Source organism: Streptomyces geranii (assembly GCF_002954775.1).
GTDB lineage: Bacteria > Actinomycetota > Actinomycetes > Streptomycetales > Streptomycetaceae > Streptomyces > Streptomyces geranii.
Window position 1 is genome coordinate 58,515 of sequence record NZ_PJME01000036.1, and the last position, 20,865, is coordinate 79,379.

Sequence of the window (20,865 nt, forward strand, 5' to 3'; positions counted from 1 at the left end):
CGGATCCCGATTCCGGCGCGTTCGCCGGCGCGGGTGACGACGTCACCGATCGCCGCGGGCTGGAGCCCGCCCTCACGACACCCCTCCCGATGATCGCCTCCGTCCTCCTTCCTCATCCGCACCGGCGCCGCCATGGTCTCCGGGCCCGGAGCGGGCGTGCCCGTCGAGGAGCGGTGGAAGCTGTGCCGCGCGTCTACTGGACCATCCAGAACAGGGGATGGCTTGAACGGTCAATTCCGGTTGGCGGGTGCCGGGAAATCCATACCGGGCGTTTTCTGCCCTTTCCGTACGCCCTTGTTATTCGCCACCGTTCGCCACCCCTTCATTCTCCGGCAACTAGCAGTGAGGCACTTGCCCGTGGCCTAAGAATGTTCTGCGGTACCGGATCCACCCCGCCTGTATCAGGTAATTCCCTGGCAGGACTCCGACGAAAAACGGGGTGCGGCCTGCCCGGCCGCTCAGGAAGCACGATGCTCTCCCACAACCCAGTAAGGAGCGGGCGCACCCGCAGGCGCGCTGAACTGCCATGTCGAACAACTTCATGAACGAAGCCTGGCCCGAATACGTCGCAGGCGTCCTGGTCCTGGCCACTGGTGCTGCGACCAGCGCCCTGACCAGGGCATGGCGCCGACGCAGGCGGCTTAGGCGGGACCACGAAACCGCAGCCGACGGCGGCGAGTGATTTTCCCCGACCCCGATTTCACCGGAGATTTCTGTGCACGAATCCCATAACGTCGTCCTTCAGACGACAAAAAAAGTCGTCCGCAAGACGACACCACGGCGACCGGAAGCGGAAACACATCGAATTGACGCCTGGAATCATCTGAAAGAACCCGAGTTAGTCGACGCGGACACCTGGCTGGGAGAACTCGCCAAGATTCACCGCCCCCTGAACCACACCGGAACCCTGAGGGAGATCGCGGCCGAGTACGACCAGGTCCTCGAAAGCATCGAGTTCGGCGCTCTGGAGGACCTCAGCGAGACCAAGATCCTTGCCGCCCTGCTCGTCCAGCGGGCCCTGCGGGACAAGCTCCACATCGACGAACCGCGCCTGATCGCCGCCGCCCGCCGCAAGAACATCACCTGGTCACGCCTCGCCTCGGCCATGGAAGTGGGCAGCCGGCAGTCGGCCGAACGCCGCTACCTGCAGCTGCGCCAGGACATCGACGGCATCGTCGGCCACTCCCTGACCCAGAGCGACCGGGTCGAAGCCGCCCGGACCCAGCGCGACCGCAAGACCGAACAACACTGGGCGGCCGACCACGCCCACGAAATCATCGAAGTCGCCCGGCGCCTTGCCGCCCTCCCCGACCTCCAGCAACGGGCTGACACCTGCCCCAAAGTCACCCGCGCCAACCAAGTCGCCATCCTCCACGCACACCGCAACGGAGAAGAGGACGCCCCGGCCCCCGTACGCACGCCGTGGCCGGACAAGCTCATCGAAACGGTTGCCGTAGAGGACGCCCACCGCAAGGCCGAAGCAGCCCTCCGTGAACCTCCCGCCGACCCCGGACAGGACTCCCCGGCACCCGCGCCCGCACCGATGACACCGGTCAAGCACGCCCGTCTGATCCACCAGATGTTCAGCCTGGTCGGCTACGCCATCGACAGCGACAACGTCGACCTCGCCGACCACCAGGACCTCGTGGACGCGATCCGCGGACTCTACGACCAGGCCGGCCCCGCCGCCCCCCGCGCTCCCGAGGACTACTGACCGACCACCGCGAGAGCAAGAGCCGAGCACCCCGAGCACGAAGCCCCGGCTGGAGGAAAGGAGACAGGCCCAGGGCAGCCGCCTTCCGGCGGAAGACTCCACATGGCTGCAGCCTGTGGAAGGAGGCCGCCGGCCTCGACGACCCTGGCGGCGGCCCCGGGGCGGAGTGGCCTCAGCGAAACGACAGCTCACCGGGGGACGATCGGCGTCACGAGAGCGGCCAGCACCGCCACGCCGGCCAACCCGACGAGCAACGGCTCGCGGCAGGACGGATGACGGTGCGCCAGGTAGACGAGGCTGCCGAAGACCATGACGCCGAGCAGGACGAACAGCAAGACGACGAGCAGGGCAAGCGAGGACATGGTGGGGGCGGTTCCCTTCCGTTTCGGACATGCGGGGTTTGTCACGGGGTTTGCCCGTACGTCGGGCACGGCGGCTACCGCCTGGGCGACCAGTTCCCTGGTCGCCCGGCCTTCCTCCACAGGGTGATGGCAACGGAAACGGTGCCCCCCGGATTGACGCGGCCGTGAACTCCGGCATCCCCTCCGCGCACACCGCACTCGCCTTCCAGCAGAGTGTCCACAACGGGCAGCCGAACGAGGGATGAGTTACCGAGAGCACCGAGACCAGTGTCAGATCCCCACAGGGCCGTGCCGCCGGGCGGAGCGGCGCTGCTTTTCGGCGGCGAGCCGCTTGGCCTTGCGCCGGACCCGTTCGCCGAAGGCCTCCGGGTCGGCGACGCCGGCGACGGCCGCCGCCTCCGTCCAAGTGGTGGCCTCGCCCTCGGCGTACGCGACCACCACCGCCCGCTCGACCGGATCCAGGCCGCGCAGCACGGCGTTGAGCCGCTCGTCCTCAAACACCCCGCCCGCCGTGTGCGCGAGGAAGTCGACCTCGTACACGACCAGGTCGTACAGCGACAGCCCGTCGCCGAGCGGCGCGTCCAGGGACAGCACCCGCCCGCGCCGGATCCGGCGCCGCCACTCCGGGACCAGCTGCCGGTGCAGCGTGCGCGCCTCCGCCCTCAACGCGCCGAACGCTGTGGCTGGCAGATGTCCGGTGCGCAGCAGCGGCTCGCACCAGTCACCGAGGAGGGCCGTGGTCACCGCCTCCCGCCACCGCTCGCTGCTCGGCAGCGTCAGGACGTCGACACTTAGGGCGTCCACTGCCTCCGGGCGCTTGTCGAGCGGGACCTCAACGGAGCCGACGCTATACGTGGCCTTCCCGAGGGCCTGGCTGCGAAGCCTCATGGAATACACCTCCTCGCGAGTGGGGCAGGTGTTGTAGACGATGTCGTAGACAGGGTCGATGTAGGTGTCGTCGCGCCGGATTACTGAGCCTGTAACGATTCCTGGCCGAATGCGGCGCTTCAAAGGAACGGCATGGGTCCAGTCTTCGGCGCGGCATCCGGGGATGGCAGGGCGGTTCGGAGGAATGGGATTCACCTTGCACGGCTCCTTGCGCGGTCGGGGTGCTTCACCTCTCAGTCCCGGACGGCGGGCCCATCGGCAATGAATCTTCAGAATGCGGGCGTGATTTGGGTCATGGTGCGGTGGCGGGGGTGTGCTGTGGGGTGAGGAGGGCGGCGAACTCGCGGTCGTGGGCGGCGCGGTCGCGGGCCTGTACCGCGGCGGCGCGGTGGGTGTCGGCGTGGTCGGGTTCGAGGCCGGCGAGTTCGTCGTGCCGTTCGGCGTTCTCCTCGCGCAGGTCGGCCAGGTCGCGCAGGGTCTCGGCGCGGTCGGCGGGTGCGGCGCCGTCACGGGCGAGGCGGTGCAGGTCGTCCTGGCGGCGCTGTTCGGTGGCGGCCAGTGCGGCGAGGCGGGCCTTTACGGTGACGGCGCGTTCGCGGCGGGCGCGTTCGGCGGCCTCGGCTCCGGGGAAGCGGACCGCGTCCAGGGCGCGGCTGAAGGCGTCGGCGGGCCGGTCGTCGGCGAGGCGGGCGTAGCCGACGTTGAGGACGGTTGCCGCCTCCATGGCGCTCACGCCGCGGTGCTCGGGCAGGGCGCGGCGTCCGGCGGCGGCCCAGGCGGCGGCGTGCGGCGCCCACCGTTCCTGGGCGGCCTGCCGGGTGATGCCGCCGGCGGCCCTGCCGATCTGGGTCCAGGTGGCGCCGTCCTCGCGGTCGGCGACCACGGCCTGGGCGATGAGTGCGTCCAGGCGCTCGCGCAGGGCGATTGTGCGGTGGACCCGCTCGCCGGGCGGGACGTCGGTGGTGTCGGCGGGGTGGGCGAGCAGATCGTAGGCGAGGTCGCCGAGGGCCCGGGCGCGCAGGCCGTAGGCGACGTGGGCTTCGTCCCGGGGCGAGAGCAGCTCGGGCCGGTCGGGCGCGGTGTCGTTCATGCACGTCAGGCTATATCTGACAGTCCTGGCCCGTAAGGCGGGACATGCCCTGCCAGGACGTCATGACTGGCCTGACGGATGAAAGGAGTCAGGTCCACCCGTACGGTGGCGCGGTCAGATCCTGCCTGCCAGGGCGAGTGCGTTCGGTATATCCTGACGGTTATTTTCCGTCAGGGCTGGCTTGCTTATTATTCATGTCAGGTTCACCTTGACGAATCTTGGCGATGGTCGGACGGTGGGGGTGTCGCCTCGGGTCCCGGTGCTCGTGCCGAGGACGACCGGTCGGAAGATGCAACTTACCCGTCAAAAATCTGTCCCAGGTGACCAGAATTGTATTCTTCGATATCCCAGGAAGATCTTTCCGAAAGAGGGTTGCACTCCCCGGCTCAAGGTATCGGCAATTCTTCGACTTTTTGCCCGCAACCTCGATTGGCTTCGCTACGTTGACCTCACGCCAAGCTTACTTACGCTGGGTTGTCGATGATGAACAGCGGGTATAACACCGAAGCTTCGAGAGGGGTGTGATGGACAGGGACAGCCTGCTCACCGGGATACTCGCCGTGCTCGATCCCACCACAAGAGTCGTTCCTGCTCGCTCCTGCCCTACAACTGCACCACCGCGGTCTTTCACCGAAGGCGCCGAGGCACTGATCGCAGAACTGGACCGGCTTCCTCCGCCCGACACGGCCGAGCCCGCCGATCACTTGCCCGGGTTGCGGCTCGCCGCCGTCCGGGTCAGCTTTATCTCCGCGCTCATCACCGTGGCGTGTCTGCCTGCGCTGGCACTGGACATCGAATGGCCCCTGATCTTCGTGGCCGCGGCCTCGCTCGCTGCCACACTGCTCATCGTTCTCTTCCTCGCCGGGCTGTACCGGTCCATCGCCCGCCGCGAGGCACTGGAGCAACTGCACCACCAGCACATGAAGGATCTGCTGGCAAGCATGGCCCGCCAGCGCGTAGCCGACCTCGAAGACCGCGAGCTCATCGAGCGCAGCAAGAACAACCCTGAGCTGACCAGCGCCATCCTGGCAACGATCATGACCGAGTACACCGATGCCGAGCTTCCTGCGGCCATGCCTCGCGAGCGGAGTTCCGCTTCGCGGACTCTGTCCCTGTCACGCGTCCTTGCCGTAGCCGGGCCCCACCATCCTCTGGCTCGCGTCCTGCGAAGGCTGGCATCCGACGTGAAAATGACAGATACCAGCGAGGCCCTTTGACTCCGCCACCGGCCATCGACGACGAGGCCAAAGCACAACTCGAAGTCGTCATCGAGCTGTCCCGCAAACTGAAAGGCACGTCAGCAAAGCAGCTCAGAATGGCAATGAATGCCATCAACTATCCGGCTCGGACCGAACGCATCCGCGTCTACGTCGACGGCGCCACCACCGCCTTTGGCTCAGTGGTATCTGCGGCCATCGTCGGGGCGTACCTGTGGGTCGGCTACCAGATGGTTCTGCGCGACCATGTCTACGCCTGCGTCCTGCTCTGCGGCATCCCCGTCACCTCTATCGCTTCCATCTTCGTACTGAAGAAGGTGCTCGGCTCCGATGTCCTCAGTCACTTCGCAGGCGGACGCTGGCTCAGGAACGCCCCCCAGCCTCAGGCGGCGGCACCCATTCCTGCCCAGGCCGCCGCACCCGACCCCGCCCAGGCCGACCCGGTCAACGGGCCCGTCCAGTAGATCCCTTCTGCGATGCGCCCCAGGCTGCGAAGGCCGCAGGTCCCTATGTCCGGCGTTGCCTGGGGCTGTGGGCAAGATTGGGTTGGCGTGCGACTGCTGTGCACGATCGTCGACGGCGACGTCCCGGTGGCCGCGCCCGGGGGTTCGCCGCGCGACGGCCCACCTTGTCCTGTCCCAGAGACAGGACAAGGGCCCTGGCCGCCTACGCTAAACTTGATCTTGAGCTGGTCGCCACAACCCGGGTCGACTGGTGCTGCGTTGGTGGTCCAAGGCAGGACGCCCCGCTTCCTGCGGGGAGATGCAGGTGCGAGGCCTGCCCGGCGCTCGATGCATGGGGCCCGTCCGTACACCGGACGGGCCCTGTTCGTTTCCCGGCGTCAGTACCTTGGGCGGCTTCGTTTTCACCGTTCCGGCGTGCGCCACGCCGATGGGTGTGGCACCGTGACGGTCAGTCCGGCCCGCCGTTTTCCCCCGAGACGGCGGGCCGTTCGTCCTCTCCGGAGCAGGTTCCGCAGGCACGGACCTCTTGGCCTCGACACCGGGACGTGCCTCGTCAACGCGCGCGGGTGACCTCAACGGGCGTGTTCGGGCACGCGGCGAGGATGTCGGTGAGCGCGGTCTGTTCGGCCGGGTCGATCGCCAGGGACCAGCGGGTTTTGATGGCGATCCAGTCGGTGGCGTACGTACAGCGGTAGCCGGCCGCCGGGGGCTGCCAGGTGGCCGGGTCCTGGTCGCTCTTACTGCGGTTGCTGGTGGCGGAGACCGCGATAAGCGCGCGGGAATCCCCGAGGTCGTTGGCGTAAGCCTGTCGCTCGGCGGCGCTCCAGGCCGATGCGCCGGAGTCCCAGGACTCGGCGAGCGGGACGAGGTGGTCGATGTCGAGGGCGCGGGCCTGGGCGAAGTAGGTGTCGTCGTACGGGGAATACCACGAGCCGCCGCTCAAGGCGCAGTTGGCGTCCTGGACGGGGGCGGTGACGGCCTCCTCCAGGAGGACCTCCTGCCTCGTGTTGCACGAATCGCGGTCGGCGTCGATCCAGTGGCGGAAGAGAGAGCGGTCGTACCCGGTGCGGTTCTCGATCTGGACGGTCAGGGCGTGGAGGGCGTCGCGTACGGGCAGGGCGACGGTGTCGCCGGGGGCCGCAGCGTGCGCGGCGGTGGGGGAGAGCAGGACTGCGAGGACGGAGAACACGCCGGTGAAGCCGGTGGTGCGGGAGCGGGCGGAGCGCAAGAGGCTTCCTCTCGGAGATCACGGACAGGCTTGTGATCTTCGTAGCGGGCGGGACCCTCACCGTGTTCGGCGATCCGCCGCCGGCTCACCCGTACGGGTCGGTAAGTCACACAGGAACGTGAAGCTCCTCGTCCGGACGGAGACCGAGAAGCGTCCTGCTGCACCTTCACGCTGCGAACGTGTGATAGCCGGCCAGGCAGATCAGCGATGCGTTGTACGTCGACAGGGCCCGCTGGTACGCGGACACCTGGCCGGCCCCGGCCGCGCCCCACACCAGGCCGGCCGCGACGATCCCCAGACCGACCAGGACGTTGTCCGTCACGGTGACGAAGATGCCGAGCGCGATCGTCAGCAGCACCGCCCAGAACTTCGGATCCGCTTCGTTCGGCGGCTTGTACGTGTGCCGGTTCGGCGACTCCGCCGGAAGATCCTGCCAGTACCCGCGCAGTTTCTGGACATTCACGGACCCGCACTTCGGACACTGCATTGCCAACTCCCGTCAACCGCACATCACTTGGCGGCACCCTGGCCAGCCGGGGGAGCAACGGCAAGGACTACCGTCCGGAGTGTGAGCGAGGGCACAGACGGGACACCACATGCGACCCTCCGGCAACAGGCGAAGCGCATGTGTGCACGTCAGGACACGGAGCGCAGCGGGAAGTCCGACGGCACCCCGCTCTGGGGGCGTCGCACCGGGCTCCGGCGTTCGGCGGTGCCCCGGGACGCCGGAGCCCCGGGGTGGCGGGCCGGACAGACCGCACACGCTATAGTTGATCTTGCGCTGGTCGCCGCAACTCGAGGCAACCAGCGATGCGTTGGTGGTCCAAGGAAAGACGCCCCGCTTCCTGCGGGGAGATGCAGGTGCAAGGCATGCCCGGCGCTCGATACATGGGGCCCGTCCGTACACCGGACGGGCCCTGTTCGTTGCCCGGAGTCAGAACCTTGGGCGGCTGCGGCTTCACCGTTCCGGCGTGCGCCACGCCGATAGGTGTGGCACCGTGACGGTCAGTCCGGCCCGCCGTTTTCCCCCGAAGCAGCGGGCCGTTCGCGTTCTGCAGGCCCGGCCGGGTGCCGCTCCGTCAGACGTTGCGTATGAGGACCGGCCGTGGGCGACGGCCGGGCGGGGAGGCGAGATGCTCGCACACTCCACCGTTCTGAGGGAATGCGACCCCAGCTCTCTTTCCAGGGCGGGGAAGAACTGCTTGGCCTCCGGGGACTGCCCAGTGGTCTGCCAGGTGTAGCCGGGGCCGTCGGCAAGTGCCCGGACGACCATACGCCGCCCGAGTCCCTGGCGCTGGCGCTGGCAATCCGGGTCAAGCCCCCACGCCCTCTGGGAAAGAGTTACCGCGGACCTGACACTTTCCTGATGACCCGTGATACGCCAGCGGCCGCCCTGGAGACAGCTTCGGCCGAGGATCTCAGAAAACTGATGTCATCGGTGCGATATGCCCTATGGGACTTCGACGGTCCGATCTGTCGCTTGTTTGCGGGACTCGCTGCGTCCCAAGTGGCCAGGGAATTTATCGACTTACTCAAGGAGGGCAAGCAGGACGAGCAGCTCGATCTGCTACCCATGACAGAACGTCTGTCCAAGGATCCGCACGCCATGCTCGTCACCGTCGCCCGTCGGCATCCGAACAGCGACCGGATCGTGAAGTTGGAGGAGTGGCTGACTGGCCGGGAGATTGCAGCTGCTCATTCCGCCTTCAGGACCCCCCATGCCAAGGAGGTCATCCAGGCATGGGGAAATCTCGGTGTTCAGCTCGCCGTCAGTACTAACAACTCAGCCCGGGCAGCTGCCCGCTACCTCGCCGCCGAGGGCCTTGACTGCTTCTTTCCGCACATCTACGGGCGGACGCATGACCTCAGCTTGATGAAGCCGCATCCTCACACGCTGCTGCTGGCGCTCGACGCGATGGGTGCAGACCCGTCGGAGACACTGATGCTCGGTGACGCGTCCACGGACTACACGGCGGCGCAGGCGGCTGACGTCCCTTTCCTTGCATATGCGGATACTTTTCACAAAGTGGAGGAATTCCACCAGAAAGGTGTGGAACCATCACGCATCGTGCGGTCCCTCAAGGACGTTCGGGATGTGCTCAGCTCTCAGAATTGAACCACCACCATTACCAGGAGAAGAAGCGGAACCACCCACCACGGCACGTTCCTCTTTGCTACACCCTTGGGCGGTTTCTGCCTCTTCTCGCGCTTTGGCGGCTTCTGCTTCTCCGGCCCAACGGACGGCATGATCAGGGTGGAGACTAGGCCCAGAAGCGCTACGCCCAGGACTCCGCAAGACGTCCCGATCTGCCGCCCGGCGGTGAACTGGATCACGAACCACACAACATCCCAGTGACTCATACCCACAACCCCCCTTCCACTTCAGTTAACTTGCCTAAGAGTCGTCCAATTGGACTATGTAGGCTCATGATTGGTATCCCCTGACCGCTTGATCCTGTAACTGTCAGAGCAGTTGGCCTGTAAATCTGACTGAAACTGGTTCACCCAGCTGCCCTCGCGAGGTACGGTCGTTAAGTGAGTGACGACCGGAGCAGCAACGTTGGTGGAGCAGTCGAGCGTGTCCTGACTGAACTGCGCCGCCGGATAGTCGCACAGGAGTACTCGGTGGGCAGCACGCTGCCTTCGCAGCGGGAACTGGCCACCGCTTTCAGCGTCTCTCGGGACACCGTGCAGCGTGCCTTGCGGGAATTGGGCGAGGACGGATGGATCCGGTCCCGCCAGGGCAGCGGTTCACGTGTCATCAAGGCCCCCCAGGTCGCTTCCGCAGCGGACGACGCCTCCCGCATGCGGACAGTGGAACTGGGCTGGTTCGTCGAACGTGCCTTCACGCAGCCGGATGTGAGGCTCGACGTCTACTGCTTCACGTCTGAATCGCTCGACGCCCATCTCCGTGTCCGGGCAGAACGCATTCTGGCCGGTGGCGCCTCCGTCCCGGAGCGGATCAGGCTCCGGATGCTACTTCCGGCCAGGGAGACGTCGCTGCCCATCCCCCGCAACAGGGCCGACCCGGCCGACACACGGGTGGTGGAGCGATTGTGGGGCATCTCCGAACGCTGCCTGTCTTCGCTGACGGACACGCTCCACATGCTTCGGGCAAACGGCCCGGTCCGGGATCTCGACTTCACGGTCAAGCGTGTTCCACTAGTGCCGATGTTCAAGTCTTACCTGCTCAACGAGAGGGAAGCCTTCCAGGCCATGTACAACCTCGCCGAGCGACGCATCCCACTGGGCGATACGGAGGAGGTGGAGGCGATCGACATCCTCAGCGTCGGTGCCACCGGTACCTACTTCGACAAAGGCGACGGAGTGCACGACGCGCAAGCCGAGTGGGTGGACAAGCAGCAAGCCTGGTTCGAATCGCTCTGGGAGCATCTCGCTGAGTGACGACTGCCGCTGCCGCAACGTTCACTTCGGCCCGCTGCGTGTCCACCTTGGTACCGAGAGTCACTGTGGTGGTGCCAGGAACGCTCTCCGCGGGGCTATTGTGACTCGTCTCTATTTCACTTGTCAGGAGCGTCCATCGGAAGCACCTCCTGTTAGGTGCCTTCCAGGAGCAAAGTGCCCGTCCCCGTCGATGCCAGCAACGAGTTCGTACGGCTGGCCCAGCAGTCCGGCGCCGCCAGTGGCGGCCATCACAATCGCAATTATGTTCTACCGCTCACTGAACGTATGGCACAACTCATCGGGAGCGATCCAGGCACTCGTGTGCTCGTGCGCGTTCCCCGGCCCGATGCCATCCCGGTAGTCATCAGGACCTGGACCGATGAAGCGCAACTCCTGGACTCTCTCAGAGACGTGTTGCCCCACGTACCACAATGCCTGGCCAGAACAGCGACGGCGACCGTGCTCAGCTATGTGGAGGGCACGCCCCTGTCCCGTCTGTGCCCGGACGAGAAGCCCGTGGAACATCTGTGGATCTCCGAACTGGTCCAACTCCTCGCCCGGACAACCGCGGTGCGCCGGGACGTACTCCCTGCACTGCCCGGCGGCTGGCCGTCTGACGACCATGACAGTCAGGGCTACCTGCGCACCTTGGCGCGGCTGGCCGACAGCCAGATCCGCCGACCCAGCTGGACAGCGTACGGAAGACTCTTCACCGCGCTGGGAGTCCCGGAAGACGTACTCGTCCGACTGGCCGCGAACGTGCCGGCCATGAGCCGCCGCCCGTACAGCCTCCTCCACGGAGACCTGCACCGCGACAACGTGGTCGTCACAGCCCACAGCGCTCCCCCCCTGACCGCCGTCGACTGGGAGCTCGCGACATACGGAGACCCCCTGCACGACCTCGCCACGCACCTTGTCCGCATGCGCTACCCGGAGTCCCAGAAGGATTCAGTGATCGCGGCATGGGTCGCCGCCATTGAAGCGACCACGCCGGCCGCGACAGAGGGTATGGACAAGGATCTGCCGCAGTACATCGCCTTCGAGCAGGCCCAATCCGTCTTCCCCGACGTCATAAGAGCTGTGCGATCGCTACAGAGAGATCCACACCAGGAAGACACCAAGGGCGGCCTCCTGGACGAGGTCAACTCGGCCGTACTACACGCACTTCAGGCTGGCGCCGAGCCTCTCGGCCTGCGCGGTCTCCCCGGCGCGGCCGAGGTACGCGACATTCTGTACCGGTGGATGGCACCCTGCCGTGAACGCCTGCCCCTTCCGGGCAAGGCTTCCAGCAACAGAAATAACCTCGCTGGAGTCGCCCTCGTACGACGAAACCGAGCCCCGGAACGGCGGGCCGTTCGCGTTCTGCAGGCCCGGCCGGGTGCCGCTCCGTCAGACGTTGCGTATGAGGACCGGCCGTGGGCGACGGCCGGGCGGGGAGGCGAGATGCTCGCAGACTCCGCCGTTCTGGGGAAACGCGACCCTCAACTCTCTTTCCAGGGCGGGGAAGAACTGCTTGGCCTCCGGGGACTGCCCCGTGGTCTGCCAGGTGTAGCCGGGGCTGTCGGCGAAAGCGCGGAGGACCAGACGTCTCCCGAGGCCTTGGCGCTGGGAATCGGGGTCGATGGAGATCTTGTTGATACTGCCGACTCGGCAGGTATCGCTGTCGAAGTGCACCGCGCCGGCGGAGAACACCGCGTAGGACACCTCGCCGCCGGAGAACACCGCGTCGGTGAAGTACACCGCGCCTCCGGAGAACGTCGCGCTGTCAAAGTTCACCGTGCCGCCGGAGAACATCGCACCGCCGAAGTTCACCACGCCGCTGGAGAACACCGCACCGCGGAAGTCCATGTTGGTGTCGATGGTGACGCCGGTGAGGTCGAGGTCGCAGCCTTGCCAGGAGCGGTGGGTTCCCTTGGGACGCCGGTAGTGGTCGCCGATAAGGCGCAGGATCGTGTGCCGGACCTTGCGAAGGGCCAGGTAACGATGGTGTTCCTCCTGATCGGCCGGGTCGTTGCCGGGGTCGGGGGTGAAGGGGAGCTGGAGGTATGCGCACAGGACGTCGATGCAGGTTTGGCGCAGGTTGTCGTCGGGGGCGTCGTCGGCGAGGCCGGCCAGGGCGTGGACGCCTCCGAGCCGTACGGCTGGGGAGTCTGAGCCGAGTTTGTCGACGGCCTGGGAGAAGCGTTCGGTGTGGAGCCGGGTGGCTTCGCGGTGGGCGCCGGCCTCGTCGACGCGCTGGCGGCGGTAGGCGACGACCAACGCAACGAGGGCGCCGGACCCGGCGACCACTCCGAAGGAGAGTTTCACCAAGTCGAAGAGCGTCTTCGCGTCGACCTTCGCGGTGCTGGCGATCCCCCGGATGTCCAGCAGGACCACCAGACCGTAGAAGATGCCGCCCGCGACCAGGACTGCGGCAACGAAGGAAACGGTCAAGGCCTGACCGACCTTCCACAGGCGCAACTCCCGGTCATCTGGGGTGGATCGCGGCCTTCCGTTGGCTGTCATGAGGATGGAGACAAGCCACAGAGAGCCGTGGTTGCGGTTGGCGTCCATGGGTTCTGCTCGGTACGGCAGAGGCGCGGTAGAACGTCGTATTCGGCGCAGGTCAGGGAATAGCCGAGGTGATGGGGCATAGGGCTACGGCGCCTCGAACTGCGGCTGTTCAGCAGTGGGTTGTTCCCGCTGTTTCTTGTTGATGCGCTCGTGCATCAACTCGATGAGCACGTCGGACCGGCTGCGTCCCTCTTCGATCGTCGCGTCGAACTCCTTGAGGAGTTGCGGCGGCGGCCGGAACGAGACCGGTGGCGTCTGTCCTGTTGCTGGTCTGCCTGCCATGCCCGTCCTCCAGTTCCTGTATTACAGAAACTAGCATCTACCAGCCTTGACGGGTTGACAAGGGCACTCGTGACACGCATTCTTGTAATACAAAAATGAGGATTGAGCAGGAAAAACGACATCGCCGCACCTCTGGAGGGTGAGATGACCAGCACGTCCGAGGCTCGCTCCCACAAGACGGTCGTCGTCACCCGCGAGCCCGAGCACCCCGGCTACGACGAACTCCTGGATGCCGACGGGTACGGCGACGACTTCCGCCTCCTCGTCGACGGCGAGACCATCGGCGGCACCTACCACTGCCCGCCCGGCCCCAACATCAGGGCGGGCATGCAGTGGGCCTCCTACGGCCCCGCCGGCTACTCCCTCGGTCACCGCACCCGCGAGGACGCGGAGCAGGTGCAGCTGAAGGCCGCCGGGATCGTCACGGCCAGCGTGATCACCGCCGACGGTCCGGCCGCACCCGCGTCCGAGCCCGGCCTTCCCGCCGACGCCTACGACAAGGCGCTCGCGCGCGCGGCGAAGGTCGGCTACAAGAACGCCAACGACGCGGAACTGATGGCCGGCCTCTGCGATGGCGTCGTGCAGATGCTGGCGGGCGCCGTCGCGCCGCGACTGGTGTGGGAGGGAGCCCAGAAGAAGGGGCTGACCTCGAAGGAACTGCTGAACCTGTGCCGCACCGACCCGATGGCCGTCGAAGCCCTCATGTGGCTCTGACCTGGCCGCAGTCACCGGGCCCAGGTCTGTAACCAGACCGCGGGCCCGGCCTCAGGCCCCACCTCCTCCCCGAACTGGAGACAGATCATGCAGAACGCCATCGAGGCCTCCGCGACGACAACCGCAGTCATCGATGAGGCGGCCCGCGCTGCCGACCGGGAGGCTGCCGACGACTTCGCGGGGTGGCTGCGGGGACTGCTCGCGCTGGCCCCCGACACGCCCCGCTTCCACCAGGGCCGGGACCAGCACCGCCGTGCCGACCAGGTCATCCGCCTCGCCCGCGAGCGCGTCCGGGACCAGGTCGCGCTGGACGGCGACGACGTCATCGCGGCCGGCTACAACGCCGCCTGCGCCTGGCACCGCTTCATCTACCTGGAGAAGGCCACCACCGCCGCCCTGGAGTACGTCCAGAACCTCAGCCCCTGGGAGTTCTGCCAGTTCCTCGGTGACCTGATGGTCGCCGGCGCGAAGACCGCCAGGGCGCAGGACCGCTACTTCTGCGAGCTCGCCACCCGCGTCACCACCGCGGCCCGCATCCGGTCCGAGGCCGCGCCCGTCGAACGGCTCGCGCAGCTGCACACCGAGATCCTGCGCCTGGCCAAGACGCCGCAGCTGGCCGACCCGGTCTTCGACCTGAGGATCGCCCCGTACTGCGTGTGGATCACCTATCGCCGCGAGGCCGACGCCACCAAGGCCACCTGAGAGGCCGCCGTCTCCGGGTACCGCGTCCTGGCCAGCGGTGTCGTCGACATGGACGCCCAGAGCATCACGCTGCGCAGTGGGACCAACCGGGACGTGACCCCGGACTGGCTGATGGGCCTGATCGAGAAGTACGCCCCGAGCTCCTGGTAGCCCCGCACCCCGAGCCCCGGCCGCGCGCCGGGGGTTCGCCGTTCGACCGACCAACTCGCCCCGGACCAGGGAGACATGACCATGGAGCTGGCCTCTTCCGCTGTCGCCGCCGTGATCGCGCTGCTGGCGACCGTGCTGGGTTTCCGTCTGCAGGAGCGGTCCGCCGCCCGCCGCGACGGGCTCGCCCGGCAGGCGCAGCAGCGCCAGGAGCTGCGGCAGGTGTTCGTCCGCTTCCTCGCCCGGCTCGCCACGATGCGCCGCCTGCAGAACGCGCGCTCCGTCCTGGTGGAGGCCGGCGCGTCCGAGCCGGAGCGGGCAGCGGCGAAGCAGGCCGCGATGGAGGCGCGCACCGCAGTCGGCGAGGCCCTGACCGAACTCCAGCTGCTCACCGACGACCCGCACGTCCTCGATCTCGCCGACACCCTGGTCGACATCACCTTCGCCCTGCACAAGGCCCCCGACCGGGCCGACCGCGACCGACGCGGACACCTCGCCCGGGCCGCGCACAACACCTTCGTCGCCGCCGCTGGCCCTCTCGTACGGGCCTGACTGTCCAGCAGATGTAGTTGGGACACAAGGTCCTCTCGCCGAAGTGCTGGTCACCATCACCTACTTGACCGACAAGCCGAACAGAGCGTGACGGAAATGCAGTGACCGGTCGCAGCCCCTGCCGGGTGGCGGGGGCTGCGACCGGTCTGAGATTCCGGACCGCTACACGTTGTAGCGGTCCAGGGGTTCAGCGGCGTACGTGCCGTCGGGCATCATCACGTCGGTCAGCTCAAAACGCTCCCGCTGTCCGCCGGTGTCCCGGCTGATGGTGGTGCCGGCGGGGCGAGTTGTGACGTGCAGGATCGGGTTTCCGTCCGAGCCCACGGTGCTGAGCAGGGTGTAGCGGCGCAGCCCGCCGTTGCGGCGTCCCAGGGCCCAGCGGACGAGCCATGTCAGGCCAGCGAGTACCAGAGCGGCGCCGAGACCGCCGAGGAGCTCCGGTAGCGCGTCGAGGAGGAGTTTCATGCCACCTCCTGCCTGCTCTGGCTGAAGCGCTCGCCGAGTCCGGGTCGGCGTTGGGCGACGGTGTACGAGTTGGGGTTCGTGATGGTGCGCGTCGGCAGGACCGTCGCGCGGTGGCTGTACGGCGTCGGCTTCGTCCTGGTCAGCATCGTGCCGACGGTGACCGAACGGGCGGGGGACGGCCCGGTCGGGGAGGGCGGTGGCTCTACCTCAGCAGGCAGATGATCAAGCATCCTGGAGAGGTCCTTCCTGTACTTGTGTGCTGGAACGGATAGCGAGGCCCGTGCCGTGGGCGTTGGGGAACGATGCGCGGCACGGGCCTTCGCCCGTCTGGTGCGCCGCCCGGTTTCGGGAATGGCGCTGCGCTCATATTTCAGCCCCGGTACAGTCGAAATCCAGGCAACAAAGGCGCAATATTGCAGCTCAGGAAATGTGCAACGACAGAGTCATTTGTTGCACAAGAGGTGTGGGACAGAGGGGCTGTCGGTGGGGGACGACGGGGATGCAACAATCACCGATGAGAGCTGCAACAACGGCGCGCGGCTGAACCTTGCGCGATTACTGAGCCGTTCCGGACAGCGTGCTCCGATCGACTCCTTCCTCCTCGCGCTGCGCTGCCCGGAACAGTTCGCCAAGATCCCTGACAAGAAGCGCCAGAAGCTTGAGGCCACGAACGACGCTCTCCGGGAACGATTCAGCCGCGAGATCCTGGCGCTCATCGTGGTGCTGCAGGAACACATCCTCACGGCGCACGACTCGCGGCGGGCCTTCGTCGAAAACCTGCAGAAACTGAACATCACTGAGCTGAACACGACGTTCCTCAGTCGGCACCTGGGAGGCGCGAGTGACCAGGGACCCCAAGGAGCCCCGTGGGTGCCGGCGCTGATCGCCGATCACTGCGCGCGAGACGAGAACCCCCGGGAACTGCGCAAATGGTTTGCCCGGCTGTGGTACGCGGCGTACGGGGAGGTGCCAGAGCGACTTCTCCCGGGCCAGGACGGCCCGTTGGCACCGGTCACCGAGCAGGAGATCGCGAACCTGATCGACCCGCCCGGAGACCCGCAGCCATCCGCAACCGCACCGGGCATCGATGGGCCTGTGCCCGGTGTTCCTGATCTGGCCCGGCTCGTCGACCGGCTGCCGGACGCCGTCCTTTTCGTGGATTCCAACAGCACGGTCATCCGTACGAACAGCACCGCGAGAGAACTTTTCGACGCTGCCGGACGCGGCCTGGCCGGGCGCGGCCTGCTCGAACTGCTCCCTTCCTTCGACGTCAAGCGCCTGCCGCGCCTCACGCCTGCCCCCGTTGGTGAGCCTGGGGACGAGTGGCAGCCCTCCGTCCGTGTGACAGCACGCCGGACCGACGGCCAGGACCTGCCAGCAGAAGTTCACAGCACCCGACTGGCTGGCGGGCTCATCCAGCGCGAAGAGCCCGCCGGGGAGGCCTTGGCGGGCCGCGACAGCAGCTACGCCGGTGACGGGCTTCTGATGGTTGTCGTACGCGACCTGACCGGCGCCCAGAGTGTCGAGGCGGAACTGGGCCGGCAGCAACGCCAGACCGAAATGATCCTTCGTACCGTTTCCGATGGCGTCATTCGCGTCGATGCCGAAGGCCGGATCGTCCTGGTGAACGCCTCAGCAGCCGCAACCCTCGGCTACCGGCCAGAAGAACTGGGCGGTCAGCTGCTGTCTGCACTCGTGCACTGCGTCCGTGCGGACGGAACCCCGCTGCCGTACGCACAAACCCCGGTAGCCGAGGCAGTCGGCGGCGCGAGCCGGCCGCTGCGGCTGCCCGGCCAAGTACTGCGTGCCAAAGACAGCCGACTCGTACAAGTAGACCTCTCCACGGCACCGGTGCATGAGGGGGACCACCACGCTGGCACGATGGTGACGTTCGCCGTCTGCCAGCCTGCGGCACGGACTCCCTCGCAATCCCGGCCCCCCGTGACCTGGACATCTCAGGGCACCAAGAAGGTCACCGCAGAACAGGCAATCGAACTTGAACGCGCCGAATCCAGCCGACAGAGAAACCGATCGGCGGAATACCACCAGCTCCTCATCCAAGTGCTGGCCCGGCTTGACGATCCCGGTCTGGACGTAGCGGAACGCCTGTGCGGCTCGCTTCCTCACACCGACCGGAATGATCTTCTGCGCAGTACGCGAGCCGTCCGGAGCGTCATCTCCTCACGGGTACCCGTGACCACGCTGAGCAGCAACGCACCTGCAGCCCCTCTCGATGAAGCAGTCCATGACGGCATTGGGTACGCGCTTACACGGCTCAGACCAGGTCAGATCCGGTTCGTTGTGCACGCGCCGCCCACGGAGGCAGAGGTGGACACGGCATGGCTGTCAGCTGTCTTGGCCCAGCTGATCGTCGCCGTAGTCGGAACCGGGACAGCCGGCAATGCGCCCGTCGTGGTGTCCGCGGCGAGACGGGGCACGGTCGTACGCATCGATCTGCGCGGCCCCTTCCAGCCGCACGATCCGATACTGCTGGAGCCTGTCCGGGAGAACGTAAGGGCGCACGGCGGTGTACTGCGCACCCTCGAGGTACCAGAGGCAAAGGACAGCGTCGTCGTTCTGGAGGTGCCGCTGGACACTTGGAGCACCACACGGGAGATGGAGAGCCGCGGGATCCCGGGCGGGCCCGACCGAACGGAGGAAACGGAGAACTCCGGGACACCGGACAGGCCCGACCGGACGAAGGAAGCCAAACCCGAGACTCAGACCACGTTGACTACGCGGATCCGCATCAACATCCCCGGGTCCAGGCCGATTCCACCGGTCGTTGTACGTACCCCCGTTGCTCCGCACGCCACCGATTCGGAGCCGTTCAAGTGGCTGCGCACGGCAGCGGACGCCACGGTTCCCCTGCAGGAGGCATCGCCTCCACGGCCGGCAGTTGCGGCCCGTGGACAGGTCGGCCGTGACAAGGACGCAAACCAGAGCAAGATCATCAAGACCCAGCAGCTGGTGCCAGATGCCCTTCAACCCGCCCCGCCGCCGACGCGGACCCCGGTCACCTCACCCTCACCCTCACCCTCAGCCTCTTCGAATCCGCCTCCCGCTACGGGCGGCACACCGAGTCGGCGCCCGACTGAAAATCCCCCCGCGCCGTACCCTGGCCCGCCTCCAGTCGTCCGCAAGACACACGCCGTCTCGGGCAACTTCCTACTCACCGTCAACCCGGTCGACGGCAGCGAGATAGAGGTCTGCCCGCCCGGCGAACGGCCCGCCCGGCCCGTCGAGTTCACGGCGGCCGAGCGTGCCGAGATCACCCGCGCCGCCAGACCACCCGTACCGCCCGGGGCCGCACAGACTGAACTGCCGCTCCTGGGGCGGAACGACGAGCGGGAACGGCTGGTGCGGCTGCTGGCCCGCGGCCGTTCCGTACGTCTCACCGGCCCGGCCGGCTCCGGCCGCACCACGCTCCTGGATGCCGTGGCCGCCGACTGCGCGGACTTTGCGCCCGATGGGGTGGTCCGCCTCACCGGCTACCACCGTACAGTCGAGGACCTGCTGTACAACCTCTTCTGCGCTGCCTACGACGCTCCTCGATTTCGTCCTGCCCCGGACAGACTGCTCGATCTCGTCCGTAAGATCGGCGCGATCGTCGTCGTCGACGACATCGAGTTCGGCGGCGCCGCGCTCGACGAACTCACCGACGCGGCCCCCGAGTGCGCCTTCCTGATCAGCGCTACGCCCGACGTACCAGCGCCGTCCGCGGACGCGCTGGTCGAAGAGGTTCTCCTCGGCGGCCTCGACCGCGCAGGGAGCCTGGACATCCTGCAGCGTGCCGTCGGTCGTGTCCTCACAGAGGAAGAGTCCAACTGGGCCGGCGACCTCTGGTTCGAGTCCGAGGGCCTGCCCCTGCGGTTCGTCCAGGCCGGAGCCCTGCTCAGGCAGCGCGATCGGCTGCGCACAGACGCCAAGGACGGCCGCGAATTGCCACAGCTCTCTCTCCACGAGGGGGTCGCACCAGCCGCGCAGCTCGCGTCCCGGCTCAGCGAGTCCGCCCGGGCCATCCTGCGCTTCGCCGTCGCACTGGGCGGCGAAGTTCCTCACCAGGCCCACCTGCCGGCCCTCGTGGGTGACACCCACGCGGACTTCGCGCTCGGTGAGCTCCTCGACTGCGCGCTGCTCTCCCGGGTCGGCCCCCGCTACCGTCTTGCAGCCGGGACGCAGCGGCAGCTGGAGGCTGCCGGGTACCGAGACGACATCGAGAACCGAGCCTTCAGCGCCGCCCGGCACTATGCCTGGTGGGCCGGACACCCGTCCGTGCCCCCCGAGCGGGTATGCGCCCAGGCTGACGCTCTACTCGCTACTCTCGACGCCCTCGGGCCCACCCCCGCACGCCCGAAGGACAGCTCGGAAGACGAGGAGAACCCCGCAGTAGAACTGGCCCGCACCGCAGCGCTCGCTTTCGCCTCATGCCTGGCGTGGAACCCCTGGGAACAGGCACTGAATGCCGGTGCCAAAGCTGCTGAACTCGGTGACGTCTCCGAAAAGGCCTACTTCCACCACGAGCTGGGCATCCTCGCGCTCTGTCGCGGACAGTTGGACCAAGCCCGTGCAGAGCTGGAGGCCGCCATCGGTATACGCGGCGCTCTCGCCGACAAGCGCCGTGCCGTCGCAAGTCGCCGCGCCCTCGGACTGATCACCGAACGCTCCTGAGAACCCGTCGCCACGATGCGCCGCCTGCAGAACGTGCGCTCCGTCCTGAGGGAGGCCGGCGCGTCCGAGGCGGAGCAGGCAGCCGCGAAGACGGCCGCCCCTGGACGCGCACCACCGTGGGCGAGCCCCTGACCGAACTCCAGCTGCTGACCGACGACCCGCGCGTCCTGGAGCTCGCCACCCACGTCGTCGACGTCACCTTCGCCCTGCACGAGGCCCCCGACCGGGCCGACCGCGACCGGCGCGGACACCTCGCCCGGGCCGCGCACAACACCTTCGTCGTCGCCGCCGGCCCTCTTGTACGGGCCTGACCTGCCGGGTGCGCCCTAGCGACCCGATCATGCAACATGTGCGCTATCCGTACGCGATCGGTACGCCATTCGTACGTTTCACGTTATACTTGAGGAACTG

19 protein-coding genes and 3 pseudogenes are annotated in these 20,865 nt (G+C 67.2%); 12 read left to right on the forward strand and 10 right to left on the reverse strand.

Translation table 11 applies throughout. From position 1 onward, the window contains the following. The first annotated feature begins 715 nt into the window (after positions 1 to 715). The gene (locus CW359_RS31880; RefSeq protein ID WP_105973665.1) at positions 716 to 1,714 is read left to right on the forward strand and encodes a hypothetical protein; all 999 of its coding nucleotides are present in this window, start codon (positions 716 to 718) and stop codon (positions 1,712 to 1,714) included. Between the two features lie 188 nt (positions 1,715 to 1,902). Here CW359_RS31880 and CW359_RS46035 read toward each other — a convergent pair whose 3' ends face one another. The 3 genes from CW359_RS46035 to CW359_RS31895 form a co-directional block, all read right to left on the reverse strand. Further along, positions 1,903 to 2,076, reverse strand: a complete 174-nt coding sequence (locus tag CW359_RS46035; RefSeq protein ID WP_198655468.1) for a hypothetical protein — start codon at positions 2,074 to 2,076, stop codon at positions 1,903 to 1,905. A gap of 270 nt (positions 2,077 to 2,346) precedes the next feature. Continuing rightward, the gene (locus tag CW359_RS31890) at positions 2,347 to 2,964 is read right to left on the reverse strand and encodes a hypothetical protein (RefSeq protein WP_105973666.1); all 618 of its coding nucleotides are present in this window, start codon (positions 2,962 to 2,964) and stop codon (positions 2,347 to 2,349) included. Between the two features lie 292 nt (positions 2,965 to 3,256). Next, complete coding sequence (locus tag CW359_RS31895; RefSeq protein ID WP_105973667.1) at positions 3,257 to 4,054, reverse strand: hypothetical protein; 798 nt, start codon at positions 4,052 to 4,054, stop codon at positions 3,257 to 3,259. A 524-nt stretch (positions 4,055 to 4,578) separates the two neighbouring features. Between CW359_RS31895 and CW359_RS31900 the strand changes: the two genes are divergently transcribed. Both CW359_RS31900 and CW359_RS31905 read left to right on the forward strand, forming a co-directional pair. Beyond that, a complete protein-coding gene (locus tag CW359_RS31900) occupies positions 4,579 to 5,271 on the forward strand; it encodes a hypothetical protein (RefSeq protein WP_157968681.1) in 693 nt (230 codons plus the stop codon). Further along, complete coding sequence (locus CW359_RS31905) at positions 5,268 to 5,735, forward strand: hypothetical protein (RefSeq protein ID WP_157968682.1); 468 nt, start codon at positions 5,268 to 5,270, stop codon at positions 5,733 to 5,735. Before CW359_RS31900 ends, CW359_RS31905 begins: the two co-directional genes overlap by 4 nt. Before the next feature lie 553 nt (positions 5,736 to 6,288). Here CW359_RS31905 and CW359_RS31910 read toward each other — a convergent pair. Both CW359_RS31910 and CW359_RS31915 read right to left on the reverse strand, forming a co-directional pair. Continuing rightward, positions 6,289 to 6,963, reverse strand: a complete 675-nt coding sequence (locus CW359_RS31910) for an HNH endonuclease family protein (protein ID WP_232838703.1) — start codon at positions 6,961 to 6,963, stop codon at positions 6,289 to 6,291. A 166-nt stretch (positions 6,964 to 7,129) separates the two neighbouring features. After that, positions 7,130 to 7,426: a hypothetical protein gene (locus tag CW359_RS31915; RefSeq protein ID WP_157968683.1), complete on the reverse strand. Its 297-nt coding sequence runs from the start codon at positions 7,424 to 7,426 to the stop codon at positions 7,130 to 7,132. Between the two features lie 903 nt (positions 7,427 to 8,329). On the opposite strand from CW359_RS31915, the gene CW359_RS31920 reads away from it, so the two are divergent. After that, positions 8,330 to 9,079, forward strand: coding sequence for an HAD family hydrolase (locus CW359_RS31920; protein WP_105973671.1), 750 nt, complete (start codon positions 8,330 to 8,332; stop codon positions 9,077 to 9,079). Here CW359_RS31920 and CW359_RS31925 read toward each other — a convergent pair. Next, positions 9,070 to 9,324 (reverse strand): hypothetical protein, encoded by a 255-nt coding sequence (locus tag CW359_RS31925; protein WP_157968684.1) that lies wholly within the window; start codon positions 9,322 to 9,324, stop codon positions 9,070 to 9,072. The genes CW359_RS31920 and CW359_RS31925 overlap by 10 nt on opposite strands. A gap of 174 nt (positions 9,325 to 9,498) precedes the next feature. On the opposite strand from CW359_RS31925, the gene CW359_RS31930 reads away from it, so the two are divergent. Both CW359_RS31930 and CW359_RS47665 read left to right on the forward strand, forming a co-directional pair. Next, positions 9,499 to 10,368, forward strand: a complete 870-nt coding sequence (locus CW359_RS31930) for a winged helix-turn-helix domain-containing protein (RefSeq protein WP_105973673.1) — start codon at positions 9,499 to 9,501, stop codon at positions 10,366 to 10,368. Between the two features lie 174 nt (positions 10,369 to 10,542). Next, positions 10,543 to 11,343, forward strand: a pseudogene (locus tag CW359_RS47665) (phosphotransferase family protein); the annotation flags it as partial. A gap of 414 nt (positions 11,344 to 11,757) precedes the next feature. Here CW359_RS47665 and CW359_RS31940 read toward each other — a convergent pair. Both CW359_RS31940 and CW359_RS31945 read right to left on the reverse strand, forming a co-directional pair. Then, positions 11,758 to 12,801 (reverse strand): GNAT family N-acetyltransferase, encoded by a 1,044-nt coding sequence (locus CW359_RS31940; protein ID WP_232838704.1) that lies wholly within the window; start codon positions 12,799 to 12,801, stop codon positions 11,758 to 11,760. A 204-nt stretch (positions 12,802 to 13,005) separates the two neighbouring features. Beyond that, positions 13,006 to 13,203, reverse strand: coding sequence for a ribbon-helix-helix domain-containing protein (locus tag CW359_RS31945; protein ID WP_105973674.1), 198 nt, complete (start codon positions 13,201 to 13,203; stop codon positions 13,006 to 13,008). Between the two features lie 144 nt (positions 13,204 to 13,347). On the opposite strand from CW359_RS31945, the gene CW359_RS31950 reads away from it, so the two are divergent. The 3 genes from CW359_RS31950 (at position 13,348) to CW359_RS31960 (ending at position 15,318) form a co-directional block, all read left to right on the forward strand. Further along, positions 13,348 to 13,917, forward strand: a complete 570-nt coding sequence (locus CW359_RS31950; protein WP_105973675.1) for a hypothetical protein — start codon at positions 13,348 to 13,350, stop codon at positions 13,915 to 13,917. An 87-nt stretch (positions 13,918 to 14,004) separates the two neighbouring features. Beyond that, positions 14,005 to 14,619: a hypothetical protein gene (locus CW359_RS31955; protein WP_105973676.1), complete on the forward strand. Its 615-nt coding sequence runs from the start codon at positions 14,005 to 14,007 to the stop codon at positions 14,617 to 14,619. 225 nt (positions 14,620 to 14,844) lie between these two features. Next, positions 14,845 to 15,318 carry a hypothetical protein gene (locus tag CW359_RS31960; protein ID WP_105973677.1) on the forward strand — a complete coding sequence of 158 codons (474 nt, stop codon included), beginning with the start codon at positions 14,845 to 14,847 and terminating at the stop codon, positions 15,316 to 15,318. 162 nt (positions 15,319 to 15,480) lie between these two features. Here CW359_RS31960 and CW359_RS31965 read toward each other — a convergent pair whose 3' ends face one another. Both CW359_RS31965 and CW359_RS31970 read right to left on the reverse strand, forming a co-directional pair. Next, positions 15,481 to 15,783, reverse strand: coding sequence for a hypothetical protein (locus CW359_RS31965; RefSeq protein WP_105973678.1), 303 nt, complete (start codon positions 15,781 to 15,783; stop codon positions 15,481 to 15,483). Continuing rightward, positions 15,780 to 16,013 carry a hypothetical protein gene (locus tag CW359_RS31970; protein ID WP_105973679.1) on the reverse strand — a complete coding sequence of 78 codons (234 nt, stop codon included), beginning with the start codon at positions 16,011 to 16,013 and terminating at the stop codon, positions 15,780 to 15,782. The genes CW359_RS31965 and CW359_RS31970 overlap by 4 nt, the downstream gene beginning before the upstream one ends. 1,330 nt (positions 16,014 to 17,343) lie before the next feature. On the opposite strand from CW359_RS31970, the pseudogene CW359_RS47670 reads away from it, so the two are divergent. The 3 genes and pseudogenes from CW359_RS47670 to CW359_RS31980 form a co-directional block, all read left to right on the forward strand. Further along, positions 17,344 to 17,484: pseudogene (locus tag CW359_RS47670) on the forward strand (PAS domain-containing protein); the annotation flags it as partial. A gap of 1,269 nt (positions 17,485 to 18,753) precedes the next feature. Continuing rightward, positions 18,754 to 20,451 (forward strand): annotated as a pseudogene (locus CW359_RS47675) (ATP-binding protein); the annotation flags it as partial. Between the two features lie 119 nt (positions 20,452 to 20,570). After that, complete coding sequence (locus CW359_RS31980) at positions 20,571 to 20,765, forward strand: hypothetical protein (RefSeq protein ID WP_105973681.1); 195 nt, start codon at positions 20,571 to 20,573, stop codon at positions 20,763 to 20,765. Positions 20,766 to 20,865: the final 100 nt, after the last annotated feature.